At 67.3% G+C, this 20456-nt stretch carries 21 protein-coding genes; 20 read left to right on the top strand and 1 reads right to left on the bottom strand.

The window, feature by feature from the left end; all coding sequences use genetic code 11:
• Window positions 1-112: 112 nt before the first annotated feature.
• Window positions 113-1336, top strand: a complete 1224-nt coding sequence (locus IFT55_RS09870) for an SAM-dependent methyltransferase (protein ID WP_192091598.1) — start codon at window positions 113-115, stop codon at window positions 1334-1336.
• Here IFT55_RS09870 and IFT55_RS09875 read toward each other — a convergent pair.
• A protein-coding gene (locus IFT55_RS09875; RefSeq protein WP_192091599.1) for an IS5 family transposase occupies window positions 1333-2099 on the bottom strand; the annotation gives its coding sequence in 2 pieces (ribosomal slippage) (window positions 1333-1775 and window positions 1775-2099; 768 coding nt in all). The two genes, IFT55_RS09870 and IFT55_RS09875, sit on opposite strands and share 4 nt — an antisense overlap.
• Window positions 2100-2160: 61 nt before the next feature.
• On the opposite strand from IFT55_RS09875, the gene IFT55_RS09880 reads away from it, so the two are divergent.
• From IFT55_RS09880 to murB, 19 genes are all read left to right on the top strand, one after another.
• Window positions 2161-2541 carry a hypothetical protein gene (locus IFT55_RS09880; RefSeq protein ID WP_192091600.1) on the top strand — a complete coding sequence of 127 codons (381 nt, stop codon included), beginning with the start codon at window positions 2161-2163 and terminating at the stop codon, window positions 2539-2541.
• Between the two features lie 85 nt (window positions 2542-2626).
• The gene (locus IFT55_RS09885; protein WP_192091602.1) at window positions 2627-3835 is read left to right on the top strand and encodes a trans-sulfuration enzyme family protein; all 1209 of its coding nucleotides are present in this window, start codon (window positions 2627-2629) and stop codon (window positions 3833-3835) included.
• The gene (gene apaG / locus IFT55_RS09890) at window positions 3835-4233 is read left to right on the top strand and encodes a Co2+/Mg2+ efflux protein ApaG (RefSeq protein WP_192091604.1); all 399 of its coding nucleotides are present in this window, start codon (window positions 3835-3837) and stop codon (window positions 4231-4233) included. Before IFT55_RS09885 ends, apaG begins: the two co-directional genes overlap by 1 nt.
• Before the next feature lie 16 nt (window positions 4234-4249).
• Window positions 4250-5038, top strand: a complete 789-nt coding sequence (locus IFT55_RS09895; RefSeq protein ID WP_192091605.1) for a LysR family transcriptional regulator — start codon at window positions 4250-4252, stop codon at window positions 5036-5038.
• Window positions 5039-5134: 96 nt separating this feature from the next.
• Window positions 5135-6118, top strand: coding sequence for a cysteine synthase A (locus tag IFT55_RS09900; RefSeq protein ID WP_192091607.1), 984 nt, complete (start codon window positions 5135-5137; stop codon window positions 6116-6118).
• Window positions 6119-6140: 22 nt separating this feature from the next.
• Window positions 6141-6413 carry a hypothetical protein gene (locus tag IFT55_RS09905; RefSeq protein WP_249403752.1) on the top strand — a complete coding sequence of 91 codons (273 nt, stop codon included), beginning with the start codon at window positions 6141-6143 and terminating at the stop codon, window positions 6411-6413.
• A gap of 281 nt (window positions 6414-6694) precedes the next feature.
• Complete coding sequence (locus IFT55_RS09910; RefSeq protein ID WP_192091608.1) at window positions 6695-7165, top strand: division/cell wall cluster transcriptional repressor MraZ; 471 nt, start codon at window positions 6695-6697, stop codon at window positions 7163-7165.
• Window positions 7162-8112 (top strand): 16S rRNA (cytosine(1402)-N(4))-methyltransferase RsmH, encoded by a 951-nt coding sequence (gene rsmH, locus IFT55_RS09915; RefSeq protein WP_192091610.1) that lies wholly within the window; start codon window positions 7162-7164, stop codon window positions 8110-8112. Before IFT55_RS09910 ends, rsmH begins: the two co-directional genes overlap by 4 nt.
• A complete protein-coding gene (locus IFT55_RS09920) occupies window positions 8109-8693 on the top strand; it encodes a hypothetical protein (protein WP_446740720.1) in 585 nt (194 codons plus the stop codon). The genes rsmH and IFT55_RS09920 overlap by 4 nt, the downstream gene beginning before the upstream one ends.
• Complete coding sequence (locus IFT55_RS09925; RefSeq protein ID WP_342029280.1) at window positions 8690-10405, top strand: peptidoglycan D,D-transpeptidase FtsI family protein; 1716 nt, start codon at window positions 8690-8692, stop codon at window positions 10403-10405. The genes IFT55_RS09920 and IFT55_RS09925 overlap by 4 nt, the downstream gene beginning before the upstream one ends.
• Window positions 10402-11817, top strand: a complete 1416-nt coding sequence (locus IFT55_RS09930) for a UDP-N-acetylmuramoyl-L-alanyl-D-glutamate--2,6-diaminopimelate ligase (protein ID WP_192091612.1) — start codon at window positions 10402-10404, stop codon at window positions 11815-11817. Before IFT55_RS09925 ends, IFT55_RS09930 begins: the two co-directional genes overlap by 4 nt.
• A gap of 36 nt (window positions 11818-11853) precedes the next feature.
• Entirely contained in the window at window positions 11854-13224 is a 1371-nt protein-coding gene (locus tag IFT55_RS09935; RefSeq protein ID WP_192091614.1) for a UDP-N-acetylmuramoyl-tripeptide--D-alanyl-D-alanine ligase, read from the top strand.
• Window positions 13225-14295, top strand: coding sequence for a phospho-N-acetylmuramoyl-pentapeptide-transferase (mraY, locus tag IFT55_RS09940; protein WP_192091615.1), 1071 nt, complete (start codon window positions 13225-13227; stop codon window positions 14293-14295).
• Window positions 14292-15587 (top strand): UDP-N-acetylmuramoyl-L-alanine--D-glutamate ligase, encoded by a 1296-nt coding sequence (murD, locus tag IFT55_RS09945; protein ID WP_192091617.1) that lies wholly within the window; start codon window positions 14292-14294, stop codon window positions 15585-15587. Before mraY ends, murD begins: the two co-directional genes overlap by 4 nt.
• Before the next feature lie 5 nt (window positions 15588-15592).
• Window positions 15593-16816, top strand: coding sequence for an FtsW/RodA/SpoVE family cell cycle protein (locus IFT55_RS09950; RefSeq protein WP_249403770.1), 1224 nt, complete (start codon window positions 15593-15595; stop codon window positions 16814-16816).
• Complete coding sequence (gene murG / locus IFT55_RS09955; protein ID WP_192091619.1) at window positions 16813-17955, top strand: undecaprenyldiphospho-muramoylpentapeptide beta-N-acetylglucosaminyltransferase; 1143 nt, start codon at window positions 16813-16815, stop codon at window positions 17953-17955. Before IFT55_RS09950 ends, murG begins: the two co-directional genes overlap by 4 nt.
• Window positions 17952-19358 (top strand): UDP-N-acetylmuramate--L-alanine ligase, encoded by a 1407-nt coding sequence (gene murC, locus IFT55_RS09960; RefSeq protein WP_192091621.1) that lies wholly within the window; start codon window positions 17952-17954, stop codon window positions 19356-19358. The genes murG and murC overlap by 4 nt, the downstream gene beginning before the upstream one ends.
• Window positions 19355-19549 (top strand): hypothetical protein, encoded by a 195-nt coding sequence (locus IFT55_RS09965; protein WP_192091623.1) that lies wholly within the window; start codon window positions 19355-19357, stop codon window positions 19547-19549. Before murC ends, IFT55_RS09965 begins: the two co-directional genes overlap by 4 nt.
• The gene (murB, locus tag IFT55_RS09970; RefSeq protein ID WP_192091624.1) at window positions 19546-20436 is read left to right on the top strand and encodes a UDP-N-acetylmuramate dehydrogenase; all 891 of its coding nucleotides are present in this window, start codon (window positions 19546-19548) and stop codon (window positions 20434-20436) included. Before IFT55_RS09965 ends, murB begins: the two co-directional genes overlap by 4 nt.
• The last annotated feature ends 20 nt before the right edge of the window (window positions 20437-20456 follow it).

Raw genomic sequence — 20456 nt, forward strand, 5'->3', positions numbered from 1 at the left:
TAGCGGAACTGCGTCGTCCGACAAGCACCAGTTGCGCGGTCATGCCCGTTAAGTCGACCGGACCGGCAACGCGGGGTAGGCATCGACCATCCCGTTTCCTAAGTTATTGCGAATGGCGCTGATCGATCATTTCCTCGCCCGCACCGTTCGACGTGGCGAACTCGTCCTGACCCATGCCGATGGCCGGCGTGTCACCTTCGGTTCGCCCGACCCGGCCTTCCCGTCGGTCGCGATCCGCTTCGCGCATGCCGGGGTCGCCGGACGCATCGTCCGCCATCCGGCGCTGGGTGCGGCGGAAGCGTATATGGACGGCGACCTGATCCTCGAACGCGGCGACATTCGCGATCTCGTCGAACTGCTGACCGCCAATACGCCGTGGGGCCGGGGCGGGGGGCTGCGCCCGTCGCTTCCGATCCGCTGGTTCGACGCGGTGCGTCACCGGTTCGACCGGATCAACATGGCCCGCCGGGCAAAGCGCAACGTCGCGCATCATTACGACCTGTCCGACCGGCTCTATGCGCTCTTCCTCGACCACGATCTGCAGTATAGCTGCGCCTACTTCACCGATGCCGGCGCGAGCCTCGAACGCGCGCAGGCCGACAAGAAGGCGCATATCGCCGCGAAGCTGGCGATCCGACCGGGGATGCGCGTGCTCGACATCGGCTGCGGTTGGGGCGGCATGGCGTTGTACCTGCACGAAAAGACCGGTGCGGAGGTGTTGGGCGTCACCCTGTCGGAAGAGCAGCTGAAGGTCGCCCGTCGCCGCGTCGAGGAAGCGGGCGTGGCGGACAAGGTGCGTTTCGAGCTGATCGACTATCGCGCGGTCACCGGGACGTTCGACCGGATCGTGTCGGTCGGCATGTTCGAACATGTCGGACCGCCGCAATACCGGACCTTCTTCGCCAAGTGTCGCGAATTGCTCAGCGCCGACGGGGTGATGCTGCTCCACACGATCGGGCGGATGGGCGTACCGGGCGTCACCGACACCTTCACCACCAAATACATCTTTCCCGGCGGCTATAATCCGGCGTTGTCGGAGATCGTGCGCGGGTACGAAGGCACCAAGCTGATCGCGAGCGATGTGGAGGTGCTGCGGCTGCATTATGCGCTGACGATCGACCAGTGGTACGACCGTACCGTCGCCGCCGAAGCGCAGATCGTCGCACTGTACGATGCCCGTTTCTATCGCATGTGGACCTTCTATCTGGCGGGCGCGGCGGCGGCGTTCCGGCATGGCGGAATGGTCAATTACCAGCTGCAACTGACGCGCGATCGTCACGCGTTGCCACTGACCCGCGACTACATGTTCGAAGGCGAACGGGCGTTGCGCGACTAGGTCGTAGACTCATAATCGCGCAGCCACAGCCGCATTGACGCGAGCTGGACCATGGCGAGGAAGTTGGCGGCGAGCTTGTCGTAGCGGGTCGCAACGCGTCGGAAGTGCTTCAGCTTGGAGAAGAAGCGCTCGATCAGGTTGCGCTCGCGGTAGAGCCGCTTGCTGAAGCACGGCTTCCATTTGCGATTGCTCTTCGGCGGGATGTTCTGCGTGGCACCCGGGTCTTGGATCAGCTCCCGGATGCGATCGGCATCGTAGGCCTTGTCGGCCAACACGATGGTGCGTGGGCCGAGGTGATCGAGCAGGCGGTCTACGATCTGCCCGTCGTGCGCTTGCCCTGCCGTCAGGCCGAGCCGGATCGGGAGGCCTTGCGCATCGACGACGACGTGGATCTTGGTCGTGAGCCCGCCTCGGCTGCGACCGAGACAATGATCCGGACCCCCTTTTTTGCCGTCGCAGCCTGCTGGTGCGCCCGGATGGAAGTGCTGTCGATCATCTGTATCTCGCCGTCGTGCGCGGCGCTTATGGCGTCCATCAACCGGTCCCATACACCTGGCTTCCGCCATCGCACGAAGCGATTGTAGCAGGTGGTGCGTGGACCATAACGCTCCGGCAGGTCGCGCCACGGCGCACCGGAACGTAGCGCCCAGAAGATACCGTTCAGTACGCGGCGATCATCGACGCGTGGCACGCCTCGCGGCTTGTTGGGCAGCAGCGGCTCGATCACGCGCCACTCGAAGTCGGTCAGATCATATCGGCTCATGCCGATGCTGAATCACAATTCGGGCTTCCGCAAAAGCAACAACCTGCGGTAGCCTCTGAATATGGCCGTCCTGCGCATCATATTTGTAAGCACCCTTGCTGCGGTTGCAGCTTGCGCCATCGCGTCGCTGATCCTTTACGGAAACGTTGAACGGGCCAGCTTCATTCCCCTGATATTCGCCTTGCCCGGCTCGCTCTTGCTTCTCGCAACAGCATACGCTGCTCTCGCAGAACGAGGTCGACCGATGGTCTGGCGCTACGCGGCGCTGATTCTGATCGGCGCTATAGGCGGCGGCTTGTTGCTGGCCTTCATCTCCAGCGCAGACGGCAAGTACACCGCGATGGGCAGCTTCTACGGCATGACCACAGCCCTATGCTGGATCGCGCTGCACGCTCTAACTCGACTGCGGACGCGCCACACTATTAATGAGTTCACGACCTAGAGGAGCGACGTTCGTACCGTCGTGCGGGTCGCGAACGCGCACTCCCCACTGGAAATCGGCGTCGCGAACGCGCAAAGGCTGACCCATGAAGCGCAAGACCGGACAGGACCGATCGATCACCGCCAACTGGCGTCCCGCAACCCTTGCCGTGCGGGGCGGCACCGCGCGCAGCGAATATGGCGAAACGTCCGAGGCGTTGTTCCTGACGTCCGGCTACGCCTATGACTGCGCGGGCGATGCCGCCGCACGGTTCGCGGGCGAACAGGCCGGCATGACCTATTCGCGGTTGCAGAACCCGACCGTGGAGATGCTGGAACACCGCATCGCCCTGCTCGAAGGGGCGGATGCGTGCCGTACCATGGCGTCGGGCATGGCGGCGATGACTGCGGCGTTGCTGTGCCAGTTGCAGGCGGGCGATCATCTGGTCGGCGGACGCGCCGCGTTCGGATCGTGCCGCTGGCTCACCGACACGCTGCTTCCCAAATTCGGGATCGAGACGACGGTGGTCGACGCGCGCGATCCGCAGGCGTTCGTCGATGCCAGCCGTCCGAACACGAAAGTGTGGTTTTTCGAAACCCCGGCCAATCCGACGATGGACGTCGTCGACCTGCGCGCCGTCTGTGCGCTGGCGCGCGAACGCGGCATCGTGACGGTGGTCGACAACGCCTTTGCCACCCCCGCGCTGCAACGGCCGATGGACTATGGTGCGGACGTGGTGGCGTATAGCGCGACCAAGATGATGGACGGACAGGGCCGCGTGCTGGCCGGTGCGGTGTGCGGCACCGAAGCATTCGTCAACGACGTGCTGCTGCCCTTCACCCGCAACACCGGCCCGACGCTCAGCGCGTTCAACGCGTGGGTCGTGCTGAAAGGTCTGGAGACGCTGGACCTGCGCATCCGGCGGCAGTCGGAAAATGCGCTGGAGGTCGGACGGTTTCTCGAAGGCCGGGTGCCGCGCATCAACTTCCCCGGCCTGCCTAGCCATCCGCAGCACGCGCTGGCCATGTCGCAGATGGCGATGGCCGGACCGATCTTTTCGTTCGAGGTCGACGGCGGACGGACTCAGGCGCACGCGCTGCTCGACGCACTGGAACTGGTCGATATCTCGAACAATATCGGCGATTCGCGGTCGCTGATGACGCATCCGTCGTCCACGACCCATTCGGGCGTGGCGGAGGAAAAGCGGATCGAGATGGGGATCGACGAAGGCATGATCCGCATTAACGTCGGCCTGGAGGACCCAGCCGACGTCATCGCCGATCTCGACCACGCGCTGGGCGTCGCCGGGCTGTGATGAAGGCGCTGTTCCCGCACGAGGCAACGACCGCCGGCATCGCGGTGCGGGTATCGGCGACCTACCTGCCCGAACAGTCGCAGTCGGCGGCGGGGCGCTGGTTCTGGGCCTATCACATCCGCATCGAAAACGGGTCGGACCGCACGGTGCAGTTGTTGACGCGCCGCTGGATCATCACCGACGGTCGCGGCGCGCGCCACAGCGTCGAGGGCGAGGGGGTGATCGGCGAACAACCAGTGATCGAACCGGGCGGCAGCTTCGACTATGTGTCTGGCTGTCCGCTGTCGACGCCGACCGGCGCGATGCAGGGCAGCTATCACATGGTCGGTGACGATGGGGAGACGTTCGACGTGACGATCCCGAAGTTCCAGCTTTCCGCCCCGGCGGTCGGCGTATGAGCGCGGGGACCACTCGATGAAGCGCACGCATCTTCCCCTCAACGGCCTGCGCGTGCTCGATGCCGCTGCCCGGCACCTGTCCTTTACGCGCGCCGCTGACGAACTGGCGGTGACCCCCGCCGCCGTCGGGCAGCAGGTTCGCGCGTTGGAGGATACGCTGGGCGTCGTGCTGTTCCGCCGCACGACGCGCGGGCTGGAACTGACGCCGGAGGGCGAGGCGGGTCTTGCTGCACTGCGCGGCGGCTTCCTGCAATTCGAGGAAGCGGTGCGTGCGATGCAGGCGGGGCAGTCGTCCAAGTCGCTGACCATCGCCGCGCCGCGCGACCTGACCCAGAAATGGCTGCTGCCCCGGCTGGCCCGCATCGCCGCCGGGGACGCCGACCTGCGTTTCGTGCTGATCGCCGCCGACGACGCGATCGACTTCACCGAAGCGAATATCGACCTCGCGATCCGCTGGGGCGAAGGACCGGGCGCGCATGAGGGCGAGGCGCTCGAGTCCGACGGCATGGTCACGATCGAACGTGGCGGCGGCGCGGACACGCGGATCGGCTGGCCCGGCTGTTCGCCCGAGGATGCTACCGCGCTGGTACGCGTTGCCGATGCCGGTCTGGCGATCGATGCGGCGGCGGCGGGGCTGGGCCGCGCGACCGTCCCCGAACTGATCGCCCGCGACGATATCGCCGCCGGGCGGGTCCGGGTGGTCGGCGATCCGAAGGCCGGGCGGCTGGGCTACTGGTTGGTCGCACCCCTGCCGCAATGGCGTCAGGCCAAGGTCCGCGCGCTGGTCGACGCGCTGGCGGGATGACGCTGCCCGGGCGGGGTAGCGCAGGTTCGTCCGCCCATATCCATTCTACGCCGCGGGCCGCTTGTCCGGTTGCGGCCTTGAGGCCATCTTGACGTCATGCACATCGCTCCCGACACGCTCGCCCTGATCGGCAATACGCCGCTCGTTCGCCTTGCCGGTCCCAGTGAGGCGGCCGGGGCGGAAATCTTCGCCAAGTGCGAGTTCGCCAATCCGGGCGCCAGCGTGAAGGATCGCGCGGCGCTGTTCATCGTCGAGGACGCGGAGGCGCGGGGCGCGATCGATCCGGGCGGCACCATCGTCGAGGGGACGGCGGGCAATACCGGCATCGGCCTCGCGCTGGTCGCCAATGCCAAGGGGTACAAGACGATCATCGTCATGCCCGAGACGCAGAGCCGTGAAAAGATGGACACGCTGCGCGCGCTGGGGGCGGAGCTGGTGCTGGTGCCGGCCGCGCCCTATTCGAACCCGGGTCATTTCGTCCACACCAGCCGCCGGATCGCGGAGGAGACGCCGAACGCGATCTGGGCGAACCAGTTCGACAACACCGCCAATCGCCGCGCGCATATCGTCGGCACGTCGGCGGAGATCTGGGAACAGATGGGTGGCCGGATCGACGGCTTTACCTGTGCGGCGGGCACTGGCGGCACGATCGCGGGCGTCGGCCTAGGCCTGAAGGAAAAGGACGAGCGGATCACGATCGCGCTGTCCGATCCGCATGGCGCGGCGCTGTACGACTATTACGCGCATGGCGAATTGCGGTCGGAGGGAAGCTCGGTCGCCGAAGGGATCGGGCAGGGGCGGATCACCGCCAATCTGGAAGGCGCGCCGATCGACACGCAGTTTCGCATTTCGGATGCGGAGGGGATGGAATGGGTCCGCCGCCTGCTGGCGGAGGAGGGACTGTGCCTCGGCCTTTCGTCGGGGATCAACGTGGCGGGCGCGGTACGGCTGGCACGGCAACTCGGGTCGGGCAGCCGGGTGGTGACGATCCTGTGCGATACCGGTTTCCGCTATCTCTCGACGCTCTACAATCCGGCATGGGTGGCGGAAAAGGGGCTGGCGGTCGACACCGGCGTCTAACCGGTGTAACCGCACGGTGCACATGCTTCCCCGTTCCGACCAATCGCAGATATTGCAACGACTTCGTGTCGGGGCCACCGGCCTCGTCCTAGTCGTGCTGCTGATCGTGCTGGCGAGCGCGCTGTTCCGCTCCGCCATCGATGAGGCGCCGGTGGGCGAAAGCCCCGTGCTGGCAAGCGACGCCGCCAACGCCGAACTTGCCAATGCGGCACTGGCCGACGAACCACTTGCCGAACTGGGCATATCGCCCGGCATCGCGCCCGAAGGCAACGGAACCGCCGCGCCCGCGCGCTGAATTCGGCCGTTCGTAGGAATTATCTTAGATCAGCTTTGGAAAATGGTGGCGCTGCCCAACGTTAGACAAGGTTCTGGCAAGAACAAAACAAGTACATCCTATTAATTCTGGTACAAGTGGTGGTTTCTCCCATTCTCACCCAACTTTGCCCATTGTTGCCCAATGCTGTTTTTGGTACGTATCGGACGTCGCAGGGGGCAGGTCCTGAGATCGTCTGATTCAGACGCGCCGCGGGTATTTGGCGGCGTGAGGCGGGTGTCCTGCGAGACCGAACAGGGGCTATGTCGGACAGGGAACTCTACCTGAGCTATGGGCTGCAGGCCGTCGATGCGAAGGGTCGCGTCGCGGTGCCTGCCAGACTGCGCTCGGTGCTGGAGAAGAACGCCGAGTCCCGCGATCTCCTCATCAAGCGGCATGGTCGGCATGCGTGCCTGAGCGCGTTCGACGCCGCGTGGCCGAAAATCCTGTACTCGCGCCGGCCGCAGGGCAGCGACGAGGATGCCGACACCGACTATAACGTCGCGGGCAAGGCGTTCGGAAACCTCGAATCGGCGCCGTTCGACAGCGCGGGGCGGTTCGTCCTGCCGACCTTCTATCGCAAGCGGGCGAAGATCGACAAATGGGCGTTCTTCCACGGTCGCGGCGACACGTTCAACATCTGGGACCCGTTCGTTCTGATCGCCGATCTGGAGATCGACGCGGATACCCGCGAATTGTGCGAATTTCTGATGGAAGAGAAGGGGCTGGCATGACCGACGCCCCGCACGTCCCCGTCCTGATGGCCGAAGCCGTCGCCGCGTTGGCGATCCAGCCGGGGGAAACGCATGTCGATGCGACCTTCGGCGCGGGCGGCTATACCCGTGCCATGCTGGCGCAGGGCGCGCGCGTGATCGCATTCGATCGCGACCCGACCGCGCATGCCGCCGCTGCCGGGTTGCAGGAACAGGCCGGGGACCGGCTGGTGCTGGTGCAGGCGCCGTTCTCCGCAATGGCGGGCGAACTGGCCGCGCGCGACATCGACATGGTCGATGGCGTGGTGATGGATATCGGTGTGTCGTCGATGCAGCTCGATCAGGCGGATCGCGGGTTTTCGTTCCAGAACGACGGCCCGCTCGACATGCGGATGAGCCGCGAGGGACTCACCGCGGCGGAATGGTTGAACGAGGCCGACGAAGGCGAGATCAGCGACGTGCTCGATCGCTATGGCGAGGAACCGCGCCACCGCCGCGTCGCGCAGTTCATCGTCAGTTCCCGGCCGCTGTCGCGCACGGCCGAGCTCGCCGCCGTGGTCCGTCGCGCATTGGGTCATCGCCCGCACGAAAAGAAGGACCCGGCGACCCGCGCGTTCCAGGCGATCCGCATCCACCTGAACGACGAACTGGGCGAGCTTGCCGCCGGGTTGAACGCGGCGGAACGGGTGTTGCGGACGGGCGGGCGGTTGTCGGTGGTAAGCTTCCACAGTCTGGAAGACCGCATCGTCAAACGGTTCCTGCGCGAACATGGCGGCGCGATGCCGGCCGGATCGCGTCATCGTCCGGTGGCGGTGCAGGGACCGGCGGCGACCTTTGCCGACATCGCGAAGGCCGCACGGCCTTCGGATCAGGAAATTTCAGTAAATCCCCGCGCGCGTTCGGCGACGTTGCGCGCGGCGGTACGGACGGCGGCGGCGCCGTGGCCAGTGAACGGGAGTGCGACGTGATGGGGACGTTCGGGTTCGGAACGCTGGGCAAGCTGGTGATGCTGGGGGTGATGGCGCCCGGCTTCTACCTCGTGATCTCGCAGGGCGCAGCGGAACGCGCGCGGGTCGAGGCGGTCGAGCGATCGATCGTCGCGGCGCGCAAGGATATCCGCGAGCTGGAAACCGAATTCGATACGCGCGCCAACATGGCACAGCTGGAGCGGTGGAACGGCGACGTGCTGGCGCTGGCCGCGCCGCGTGCCGAGCAATATGTCGGCGGCGAAACCCAACTGGCGTCGCTGCCGGGTCGGACCGAGGGCGGCAACGTCGCGCTGGCCTATGTCGTGCCCGCCGCACCGGTCGAGTATGTGCCCGCCGCCCCCGTCCCGGCCGTGGCGACGACACCGGCAACGACCGCTCCCGTCGCGCCGTCCGCTCCGACAGCGAAGCCCGCTCCGGCGCGTCCGACCGGGCCGGTACAGACCGCACAGGCCCGCGGCGCCCGGCCGCAAGCGGTGGCGATGCTCGATCGTACGCTGCTCAGTTCTTCGACGATGGGCGATCTGGCCCGTTCCGCACGCAAGGAAGCATCGCTCCGGTGATCGTCGTCGTCGCACCCTCGCTGCATCACCAGCGTCCCGACGGGGCGCGACAGACGTTGGTCAACATCGCCCATTTCCGGCTGATGGTGCTGATGCTGCTGTTCGCGGCGGGCGTGATGGTGATCCTTGGGCGGCTGACGTTGCTGGCGATCGCCGCTGAACCGCGCTCGGCAATCGCGGCGGAGGCGGCGCTCGTGCCGTTGCGCGGCGATCTGGTCGACCGTAACGGAGCGCCGTTGGCACGCACGATCGATGCATGGTCGATCGCGGTGCGCCCGGACAAGGTGATCGGCGACAAGCGGATGCTGGCGCAGCGGCTGGCCGAACTGATGCCCGAACACGACGCGGCGCATTATTACGGCCAGCTGACCGCCAAACGTGGCTTCGTCTATCTCAAGCGGCGCGCACTGCCCGAACTGGTGCAGCAGGTGAACGCGCTGGGCGACCCCGGCATCGCGCTGGGTCGCGAACCCGAACGCCTGTATCCGCAAAGCGCGATGGCGGCGCATGCGCTGGGCTATCTCGACATGGACGGGCGCGGCGTGCGCGGCATGGAGCGGTTCCTGAACGCCCGGCTGACCGACCCGGCCGAGCGCGGCCGGGCGGTGGCGCTCAGTCTCGACCTGCGCGTGCAGGCGGCGCTGGAGAGCGAACTGGCCAGCGCGATGGCGACGTTTCAGGCGCGCGGTGCAGGCGGGGTCGTGCTCGACAGCGATACCGGCGAAGTGATCGCGATGACCTCGCTGCCGACGTTCAACCCGAACCGGGTGACCGCGAACACGGGGCAGATGAATTCGGTGACGCAGGGCGTGTACGAACTGGGGTCGGCATTCAAGCCGCTGACGATGGCCGCCGCGCTGGACAGCGGCGTGGTGCCGTCGCTGGCGAAACGATATGACGCGACGAAGGCCCTGCAGGTCGGCGGATTCCGCATCCGGGACGACCATCCGCAGAACCGGTGGCTGAACATCCCCGAAACGCTGGTACATTCGTCGAACATCGCGACCGCGCGCATCGCCGATGAAATGGGGCCGGAACGGATGGCCACGCTGTTCCGGGCGTTGGGTTTCGATACCGCGCCCGACATCGAACTGGAGAAAAGCCGGCCGATCTGGCCGCATTTCTGGGCGCGGACCACGACGATGACGACCGCGTTCGGCCATGGCATTGCGGTCACGCCGCTGCACCTTGCCAGCGCCTATGCCGCGCTGGTCAATGGCGGCATCTGGCGGCCGGCGACGATGATGAAGCTGAACCCCGGCGAAGCGCCGCGCGGCCGGCGGGTGTTCACCGAAGCGACCAGCGCGAAGATGCGCGGGCTGCTGCGCCTGATCGTGACCGACGGCACCGGGCGCAAGGCGGAGGCACCCGGCTTCCGCGTCGGCGGCAAGACGGGCACGGCGGAGACGGTCGGCGCGGGCGGCGGATATTCGAAGAAGGTCAACGTATCGACCTTCGCCGCCGTGTTCCCGATGGACCGGCCGCGCTATGTCGTGATCGCGATGCTCGACAGTCCGAAGGGTACGAAGGAAACGTTCGGCTTCACCAGCGCTGCATGGACCGCCGCGCCGGTGGTGTCGCGCGTGATTTCGCGGACCGGACCGTTGTTGGGGGTGATTCCCGACGCCAATGCCGATATCGACGTCGCCGGGTTGCGCGGGCTGTTGTGGCACGCGCCGGGCGATGCGAAGAAACTGGCGAACGTGGAATGAAACTGGGTGCGATTACCGGCGGCGACGAAACGGCAGCGATAACCGGCTTTGCGATCGATCATCGCAAGGTCGCACCGGGTACGATCTTCGGTGCGTTCGCCGGGGCCAGGGTGAATGGCGAGGATTATATTCCCGCCGCGATCGCCGCCGGTGCGATCGCGGTGGTCGCCCGCCCGCAGGCCGTGGTCGAAGGTGCGGTGCATATCGCCGCGCACGATCCGCGCGAACGCTTCGCACGCGCCGCCGCACAGTTCTTCGCACCATTTCCACCGCACGCGGTGGCTGTCACCGGCACCAACGGCAAGACCAGCACGGTCGAGATGGTGCGGCAGCTGTGGCGGATGCAGGGGCACCACGCCGCGTCGATCGGCACGCTGGGCGTCACCACCGCCGACGAGCGTGCGACGACGGGGCTGACGACACCGGACGTCGTCACGTTCCTGTCGAACGTCGCCGGTCTCGCCCGCGAAGGCGTGACCCATCTGGCGTTCGAGGCGTCGAGCCACGGCCTGTCGCAATACCGTACCGAAGGGCTGCCGGTCGAAGCCGCTGCCTTTACGAACCTCAGCCGCGATCATCTGGACTATCACGGCGACATGGCGACGTACCTGACCGCCAAGCTGCGGCTGTTCGCCGAAGTGCTGGGCGATGACGGGACGGCGGTGGTGTGGGCCGACGACCCCCATGCCGACCGGGTGGTTGATCTGGCGCGGGTGCGCGGCAACCGGCTGATCACCGTCGGCGAACATGGCGATACGTTGCGGCTGACGGCACGCGATCCCAGCCTGTTGGGACAGGCGCTGACGATCGAGGCGGAGGGCGCGACGCACAAGGTACAATTGCCGCTGATCGGCGCCTATCAGGCCGCGAATGCGCTGACTGCCGCGGGTCTGGTATTGGCGACCGGTGGCACGCTGGCGGCGACACTGGCCGGGCTGGCGCGGTTGCAGCCGGTGCGGGGACGGCTGGAACGTGCGGTGATCCTGTCCACCGGCGCGCCCGTCTATGTCGATTATGCGCATACCCCCGACGCGCTGGCGGCAGCGATCGCGGCGCTGCGTCCGCATGTGACCGGGCGGCTGATCGTCGTGTTCGGTGCAGGCGGCGACCGCGACACCGGCAAGCGCGCGCCGATGGGCGAAGTCGCGGCGGCACAGGCCGATTTGGCGATCGTCACCGATGACAATCCCCGCACCGAAGACGCAGCAGCGATCCGCGCGCAGGTGCTGGAAGGCTGTCCGCACGCGACCGAGATCGGCGACCGGCGTGAAGCGATCCGTGCCGCCTGCGCGATGGCGGGACCGCAGGATATCGTGTTGATCGCGGGCAAGGGGCATGAACAGGGACAGATCGTCGGCGACATGGTGTTGCCGTTCGACGACGTTCAGGTGGCACGCGAATGTGCGGGCTGATCCGCCGCGCGCCTTGTCCGCTGGCGGGAGGATAGCGTGACCCTCTGGACCTCCGCCGCGATCGCCGCCGCTACCGGAGGCGTCGCGTCCGCTGATTTTGTAGCAAACGGCGTAGCATTCGATTCGCGCGAAGTCGGTCCCGGCGACCTGTTCGTCGCGCTGTCGGGCGAGGCGACCGACGGCCATCGTTTCGTTGCGCAGGCATTCGCGCAGGGGGCGGCGGGTGCGATTGTCGCGCGGCCGGTCGACGGGCCGCACGTGCTGGTCGAAGACACCGTCCGCGCGCTCGACCTGCTGGCCACCGCAGCGCGATCGCGAACGGCGGCGCGGGTGATCGGCGTCACCGGATCGGTCGGCAAGACGGGAACCAAGGAAGCGCTGTTCGCGTGTCTTGACCGCATCACCCACGGTCATGCGCATCGATCGGTCAAAAGCTACAACAACCATACCGGCGTCCCGCTATCTCTCGCGCGCATGCCGGCGGACACGCAGGCGGCGGTGTTCGAAATGGGCATGAACCATGCGGGCGAACTCAGCCGCCTGACGCGACTGGTCCGACCCGGAGTCGCGATCGTCACGACCATCGCGCCCGCGCACACCGCGTTCTTCAGCGGTGAGGATGCGATCGCCCGCGCCAAGGGCGAGATATTCGAAGGTCTGGTTTCCGGCGGCGTCGCGATCGTGCCGTTCGACAGCCCGCATCGCGATACGCTGATCGCCGCCGCGCGGTCGCATGCCGCGCGGATCGTGACCTTCGGGCTCCGCGACGGTGCGGACGTCCAGGCGGTCGAACATGTCCGCAGCGTCGGCGGCGGCAGTTTCGTCACCGCTCGGGTCGGCACGCACGAAGTCAGCTATACCATCGCACCACCGGGCGAGCATTGGGTCGCCAATTCGCTCGCCGTGCTGGCGGCGGTCGATGCGATCGGCGGCGATCTGGGCATCGCCGGACTGGCGCTGGCCGATCTGGAAGGGCTGGCGGGGCGCGGGGCACGGCAATCGATCGCGGTCGGCGGCGGCGAAGCGCTGTTGATCGACGAAAGCTACAACGCCAACCCGGCATCGATGCGCGCGACGCTCAAGGTACTGGCGGCGGAGCGCGCCACGCGACGGGTCGCGGTGCTGGGCGAGATGCGCGAACTGGGCGAGGCGTCGGACGCGTATCACGCCGCACTGGCCGTACCGGTCGACGAAGCGGGGGTTTCGCGGGTCGTACTGGTGGGGGCGGGGATGCTGCCGCTGGCCAAGGCGCTTGAGGGCCGCATCGAAACCGTCCATGTGGCCGACGCCGCCACCGCCGCCGCTGTCCTTACCGACATGCTGGCGCCCGGCGACGCGGTACTCGTCAAGGGATCGAACGGGGTGGGGCTGGCGCAGGTCGTCGCCCGGCTGTCGGGGCAGGGCTGAATGTTGTACGAAATCGCCGAATATCTGGGGTTCCCCGGTATTCTGAACCTGTTCCGGTATCTGTCGTTCCGCACCGGCGCGGCGACGGCGACCGCATTGTTCATCGGGTTGCTGATCGGACCGCGCTTCATCGGGTGGCTGCGCGTGCGGCAGGGCAAGGGGCAGCCGATCCGGCTCGACGGACCGCAGACGCATCTGGCCAAGCGCGGCACGCCGACGATGGGCGGGCTGATGATCCTCACCTCGCTCGCCTCTGCCGTGCTGCTGTGGATGGACCTGTCGAACCCGTTCGTCTGGGCGTGCCTGTTCGTCACGCTCGGCTTCGCCGCGATCGGGTTCCTCGACGATTACGACAAGGTTACGAAGGCCAGCACGGCGGGCGTGTCGGGGCGCACGCGGCTGCTGTTGGAGTTCCTGATTGCAGGCATCGCCAGCTGGATCATCATCCAGCAGACCGGCACGATGCTGTACGTGCCGTTCTTTTCGGGCGTCGCGATCGATCTGGGACCGTTCTACGTCGTGTTCGCCGCGTTCACGATCGTCGCGTTCGGCAATGCGGTGAACCTGACCGACGGACTGGACGGACTGGCGACGATGCCGGTCATCATCGCATCGGTGGCGTTCATGCTGATCGTCTATATGGTCGGCAATGCCCGGTTCGCGGCGTATCTGGGCATCCCCCATGTGCTGGGCGCAGGCGATCTCGCGCTGTTCTGTGGTGCGATCGTCGGTGCCGGGCTGGCGTTCCTGTGGTACAATGCGCCGCCCGCAGCGGTGTTCATGGGCGATACCGGCAGCCTCGCGCTGGGTGGCGCACTCGGCGCGATCGCGGTGTCGTCGCATCATGAAATCGTGCTGGGCATCATCGGCGGGCTGTTCGTGGTCGAGGCGCTGAGCGTCATCATCCAGGTGTTCTGGTTCAAACGGACCGGGCGGCGGATCTTTCGCATGGCTCCGATCCACCATCATTTCGAACAGCTTGGCTGGGCGGAGGCGACGGTAGTCATCCGCTTCTGGATCGTGGCGTTCGTGCTGGCGCTGGCCGGCCTGTCGACGTTGAAGCTGCGGTGATCATCGCCGGTGCCTGGGCAGGCAGGCGGTATGCGGTGCTGGGCCTTGCGCGGTCGGGCGTGGCGACGGTGCGCGCGTTGCTTGCAGGCGGCGCCAGTGTCGTCGCGTGGGACAGCGATGCGGCGAAGCGCGCACAGATACTGGCCGGGGCAGGAACCGGCGAGGGACTGACTATTGCCGATCCGTTGGCGATCGACCTTGCCGGGTTCGACGGCGTGGTCGTGTCGCCCGGCGTGCCGCTCAACCGGCATCCGATCGTCGCCCATGCCGGCGACGTGCCGGTCATCGGCGACATCGAATTGTTCGCGCAAGGCCGCAGCAACCTGCCGCCGCACAAGGTCGTCGGTATCACCGGCACCAACGGCAAGTCGACCACGACCGCGCTGATCCATCACATCCTGACCACCGCCGGCATAGCCGCGCGGATGGGGGGTAATATCGGCCTGCCGATCCTCGAACAGGCACCGTTGCCGGCGGGGGGCGTGTACGTGCTCGAACTATCGAGCTACCAGATCGATCTGACCTTCACGCTGGATTGCGATGTGGCGGTGTTGCTGAACATCACGCCCGACCATCTCGACCGCTATGCCGGGTTCGACGCTTATGCCGCGTCGAAAGCCCGGCTGTTCGCGATGCAGTCGCCGACCCACGCAGCGATCGTCGGGATCGGCGATGCGCCGTCCGCCGCCATCGCCCGCAGCCTGTCGGCGCGCGGCGAACATCTGACGAAGATCGCGCCCGGCGTGTGCATGGTCCAGCCCGGCCCGGCTCTGGCCGGACCGCACAACGCGCAGAACGCGCTGGCGGCGATCGCGGCGTGCGAGGCGCTGGGCGTATCGGCGGACGCGATCGCGGCGGGACTGCGCAGCTTCGGCGGCCTGCCGCACCGGATGCAGCGGGTCGGCGAAGTCGCGGGCGTGACCTATGTCGACGACAGCAAGGCGACCAATCCCGAATCGACCGCACCCGCGCTGAACGCGTTCGGGCGCATCCACTGGATCGTCGGCGGCCTTGCCAAGGGCGACGATCTGGAAGCGTGCCGGCCCGGTTTCGGCAACGTCGTCCGCGCCTATACCATCGGGACGGCGGCGGATCGCTTCGCGGAGCTTCTCCGGCACGACATGCCCGTCGAGAATGCCGGTACGCTGGCGGCGGCAGTGACTTCCGCCGCGACGCATGCCGTCAGCGGTGATACCGTGCTGTTGTCGCCGGCCTGCGCGTCGTTCGACCAGTTCAGCGATTTCGAGGCGCGGGGGCGCGCATTCGTGGCGGCGGTGGAGGCTCTGCGATGACCGATATGATGCGCGGGCGGGATCCCCGGCGGCTGCGCCAGCGGGTCGAAACCCTGCAGGGGCGCAGCGCACGATCGCCGGTCGCGGCATGGTTTCGCGACGTCGACCGGGTGCTGTTGCTGATCGCGATGACGCTGATCGCGATCGGGCTGGTCGCGGTCGCCGCCGCCTCGCCCGCATCGGCGGTGCGCTATTCGGGCGGCGACGTCACCGTGCCGCCGATGATGTATTTCTGGCGGCAGGCGGGGTGGATCGCGTTTTCCTTCCCCGTGATGATCGCCGTATCGATGCTGCCGGTCACGATGGCCCGCCGACTGTGCCTCGTCGGCACAGGGGTACTGCTGGTCGCGCTGGCGCTGACCCCGGTGCTGGGACACGAAGCGAACGGTGCGCGCCGCTGGGTCAACCTCGGCATCGGCCAGTTCCAGCCGTCCGAATTCCTGAAGCCGATGTTCATCGTGACCACCGCATGGCTGCTGTCGCTGCGCGCCAAGGACCCGCAACTGCCGATGCTGTGGGTTACCGGCGCGCTGACGGCAGTGATTGCCGCATGCCTGATGCTCCAGCCCGATTTCGGACAGACGGTCATTTTCTGCGGCGTGTGGGTCGCGCTGCTCATGATCTCCGGCGTGCACGCGCGGACGATGGGGGTGCTGGCCGCCGCCGGGGTCGGACTGATCGTCGCGGCCTATACCTTCTACGGCACGGCGCGGGTGCGGATCGACGGGTTCCTGTTCCCCGATCCGGCGGCGGCGGCGACCGACAGCTATCAGGTCGACATGGCGCATGCCGTCCTGACGGCGGGCGGGGTGGTCGGTGCCGGTCCCGGCGGCGGTCGCGTCAAGTTCAAGCTGCCCGAAGCACATACCGACTATATCTTCGCGGTGGTGGGCGAGGAGTTCGGGCTGATCGCGTGCGCGATCATCGCGCTGATCTTCCTTGCGATCGTGGTGCGCGTGTTCGTGCGGCTGCTGGATGAGGAGGACGCGTTCAGACTGCTCGCCGCCGCCGGTCTGGCGGTGCAGTTCGGGGCGCAGGCGCTCATCAACATGGCGGTCAATGTCGGCATCGCCCCGTCGAAGGGAATGACGCTTCCGTTCATCAGCTATGGCGGGTCGTCGATGATCGCGCTGTCGATCGGCATGGGACTGCTGCTCGCCTTTACGCGGCGCAACCCGTATCTGACGCGCTCACCCTATGGCCAGCAACGCTGGAGCGGAGCCAAATGAGCAAGCATTACGTCCTCGCCGCCGGTGGAACCGGGGGACATATGGTCCCCGCTGCCGCGCTGGCGAGCGAACTGACCCGGCGTGGGCATCGCGTGGCGTTGGTCAGCGACGAACGCGGCGTGCGGTTTCCCGGATTGTTCGACGGTATCCAGACGCATGTCCTGCCCGCCGGACGGCTGGGCGGCGGACCGATCGGCTGGATGCGTGCCGGGCGGCAGATGATGGCCGGGCGCGGCATGGCCATCGAACTGTTCCGTACGTTCCAGCCGGCGGCGGTGATCGGTTTCGGCGGGTATCCCGCATTGCCCGCGCTGCTGGCGGCGTTCGCGCGCAAGGTCCCGACGATCGTCCACGAACAGAATGCGGTGCTGGGCCGCGTCAACCGGCTGGTCGCGGGCAGCGTGGCGGCGATCGCCACCAGCTACGTCAAGGTCGACCGGCTGAAGGACAAGCACGTCCCGCGCACGCATCTGGTCGGCAATCCGGTGCGCGAGAGCGTGCTGGCGCTGCGCGACCGTCCGTATCCGGTGCTGGACGAGGACGGTATCTTCCGCGTTCTGGTGACCGGCGGCAGTCAGGGGGCAAGCATCCTGAGCCAGGTCGTGCCCGACGGGCTGGCATTGTTGCCGATCGCGTTCCGGCAGCGGATGCAGGTGACCCATCAGGCCCGGATCGAGGATATCGACGCGGTGCGCGCCAAATATGCGGAACATGGCATTCCGGCGGAGATCGCGACCTATCTACCCGACCTGCCCGACCGGCTGGCATGGGCGCATGTCGTGATCGCGCGCGCGGGGGCATCGACCATCGCCGAACTGACGGCGGCGGGACGCCCCGCGATCCTCGTGCCGCTGCCCGGCGCGACCGACGATCACCAGACCGCCAATTGCCGCGAAATCGTCGATGCCGGCGGGGCGCGCGCAATCGCACAATCGCGGTTCACCGCCGCCGAACTGGCCAAACAGATTCAAAAGCTGGGCCTCGATCCCGCCGCGCTGGGCAATGCCGCCGCACGCGCGCGCAGTTGCGGCCGGCCGTTCGCGGTGCGCGACCTTGCCGATCTGGTAGAGAGCATCGACGCGCCGAAGGCACGGATCGGCCGCGTCGCCCCCGCCAAACCGCGGGAGGCGTTCGCATGAAGGGCGTCGCGACCGACATCGGCACGATCCACTTCGTCGGCATCGGCGGCATCGGCATGTCCGGCATCGCGGAAGTGATGCACAATCTGGGCTACAAGGTGCAGGGGTCCGACGTGGCGGAGGGCTATGTCATCGACGGGCTGCGCGCGCGCGGTATCGACGTAAAGATCGGGCATCGCGCCGAAAATGTCGAAGGCGTGGCGGTGGTCGTCACCTCGACCGCGATCAAGCCCGGCAATCCCGAACGCGACCACGCGCTGGCCAGCCGTATCCCGGTGGTGCGGCGGGCGGAAATGCTGGCCGAACTGATGCGGCTGAAATCGACCGTCGCCGTGGCGGGGACGCATGGCAAGACGACGACGACCTCGCTGATCGCCGCGCTGCTCGATGCGGGTGGGGTCGATCCGACCGTCATCAATGGCGGCATCATCAACAGCTACGGATCGAACGCCCGGCTGGGCGCGTCCGACTGGATGGTGGTGGAAGCGGATGAGAGCGACGGCAGCTTCCTGCGGCTGGACGGCACGATCGCGGTGGTCACCAACATCGATCCCGAACATCTCGACCATTATGGCAGCTTCGACCGCGCGAAGGATGCGTATGTCGAATTCATCGAAAATGTGCCCTTCTACGGCGCGGCGGTGCTGTGTCTCGATCACCCCGAAGTACAGGCGCTGATCCCGCGTATCCGCGACCGGCGGATCGTGACCTATGGCTTTGCCGCGCAGGCCGATATTCGCGGCGTCGACGTCGTCGCCGGACGTGACGGCAACCGGTTCGACTGCGTGGTGCGCGATCGGGAAGGAACTACGCGGACCATCGCCGGCATCCATCTGCCGATGGCGGGGCGGCATAATGTCCAGAACGCGCTCGCCGCGATCGCGGTCGCGGTCGAGCTGGGGCTGGACGACGCGACCATTGCGCAGGGCTTTGCGAAGTTCGGCGGGGTAAAGCGCCGTTTCACCCGCGTCGGCGATGTGGCGGGCATGACCGTGATCGACGATTACGGCCACCACCCGGTCGAGATCCGCGCCGTGCTGTCCGCCGCCCGTGAGGCGACCGGGGGCCGGGTGATCGCGGTCGTGCAGCCGCACCGGTTCTCCCGGCTGGGCGCGTTGATGGATGAGTTCGCGCAGGCGTTCAACGATGCCGACGCGGTCCATGTCCTGCCGGTCTATGCGGCGGGCGAGGCCCCGGTGCCGGGCGTCGATGCCGACGCGCTGGTCGAGGGTATCCGCCTGCGCGGCCACCGTTCGGCGCAGGCCGCGGCCGATCGCGACGCGCTGGCGCAGGCGCTGGCGGATGCGGGGCAGGACGGCGACCTGATCGTCTGTCTGGGCGCGGGCGACATCACCAAGATCGCAGCGGGCCTTCCCGCCGCGATCGGCGAGCGGCTGGCATGAGCGACTGGTTCTCCACGGCCGTCGAGATGCAGCGCGAGATCCTGCGCGCGCAGCAGGCGCAGATCGACGCTGCGCAACGACTGCTGGACGGCGTCGAGACCAGCGACCTGACGGCGATCGGCCAGCAGGCGGCGGATGCGCAGCGCGCGGCGTGGACGGCATGGGCACGCTTCTGGGGCGTCGGCAAATGACGATCGCCGCGCTTCCCGCAACCACCGGACGGCTGACGGCGAATGCGCCGCTGGCTCCGCTCGTGTGGTTCAAGGCGGGCGGCGCGGCGCAGTGGCTGTTCGAACCTGTGGACGTCGGCGACCTGTCTACGTTCCTGCGCGCGCTCGATCCGGCGGTGCCGGTGATGGGGCTGGGACTGGGATCGAACCTGATCGTGCGCGACGGCGGGGTGCCGGGCGTCGTCGTCCGGCTGGGCAAGCCGTTCGCAAAGGTTTCCGCCGATGGCGGCACGCTGACCTGTGGCGGCGGTGCCAGCGGTATCCTCGTCTCCTCGACCGCGCGCGATGCCGGGATCGCGGGCGTCGAGTTCCTGCGGTCGATTCCCGGCACGGTCGGCGGGTTCGTGCGGATGAACGGCGGTGCCTATGGTCGCGAAGTCGCCGACGTGCTGGTCGCGGCGGAAGCGGTGCTGCGCGACGGGACGCGGGTGACGCTGTCGCGCGACGACCTCAACTATCGCTATCGCCACAGCGATCTGCCGGGTGGTGCGATCGTGGTATCGGCGACGTTCCGAGGGGAGGCGGGCGATCCGTCGGCGATCCAGTCCGAAATGGACCGCATCGCCGCCGCGCGCGAGGCGTCGCAGCCGCTGCGGTCGAAGACTGGCGGCTCGACCTTCAAGAACCCTGATGGGCACAAGGCATGGGCGCTGGTCGATGCCGCCGGGTGCCGGGGGCTTCGCAGGGGCAACGCGCAGGTATCGGAAAAGCACTGTAATTTCCTGCTCAACACCGGCAACGCGACCAGCGCCGATATCGAGGCGCTGGGTGAGGACGTGCGGGCAAAGGTGCTGGCGCAGTCGGGCGTGACGCTGGAATGGGAAATACAGCGGGTGGGGGTGGCATGATGTCCTGCACCGCCATGCCT

It is taken from the genome of Sphingomonas sp. CFBP 13720, from assembly GCF_014842075.1.
GTDB lineage: Bacteria > Pseudomonadota > Alphaproteobacteria > Sphingomonadales > Sphingomonadaceae > Sphingomonas.